Annotated in this window: 1 tRNA gene and 1 rRNA gene; both read left to right on the top strand. The window is 57.7% G+C overall.

Annotated elements, in window-relative coordinates:
• The first annotated feature begins 125 nt into the window (after positions 1-125).
• Positions 126-200: transfer RNA gene (locus tag ULO1_RS14130), tRNA-Asn, on the top strand.
• A gap of 1 nt (position 201) precedes the next feature.
• Positions 202-318 (top strand): 5S ribosomal RNA (gene rrf, locus ULO1_RS14125).
• The last annotated feature ends 1 nt before the right edge of the window (position 319 follow it).

The following is a 319-nucleotide window of genomic DNA, read 5'->3' as shown; positions in this document are numbered from 1 at the left end:
GGTAGATAGGCCGGGAGTGTAAGAGCCGCAAGGCTTTGAGCGGACCGGTACTAATAGGTCGAGGTCTTAACCTCAAAAGAACTCTGTGCGGTTTTGAGGGAGCAATCCCTTGAATTGAATAATGTTCCCCGATAGCTCAATGGTAGAGCGCCCGGCTGTTAACCGGTAGGTTGCAGGTTCGAGTCCTGCTCGGGGAGCCAGTCCGGTGGCAATGGCGGTGGGGCAACACCCGTACCCATACCGAACACGGCAGTTAAGCCCACCAGCGCCGATGGTACTTGGACCGCAGGGTCCTGGGAGAGTAGGTCGCTGCCGGACA

The sequence above is a fragment of the Carboxydocella sp. ULO1 genome, from assembly GCF_002049255.1.
Lineage (GTDB): Bacteria > Bacillota.
Note: the sequence above shows the minus strand (reverse complement) of the source record. Positions and strands in the feature narration are given on the sequence as shown.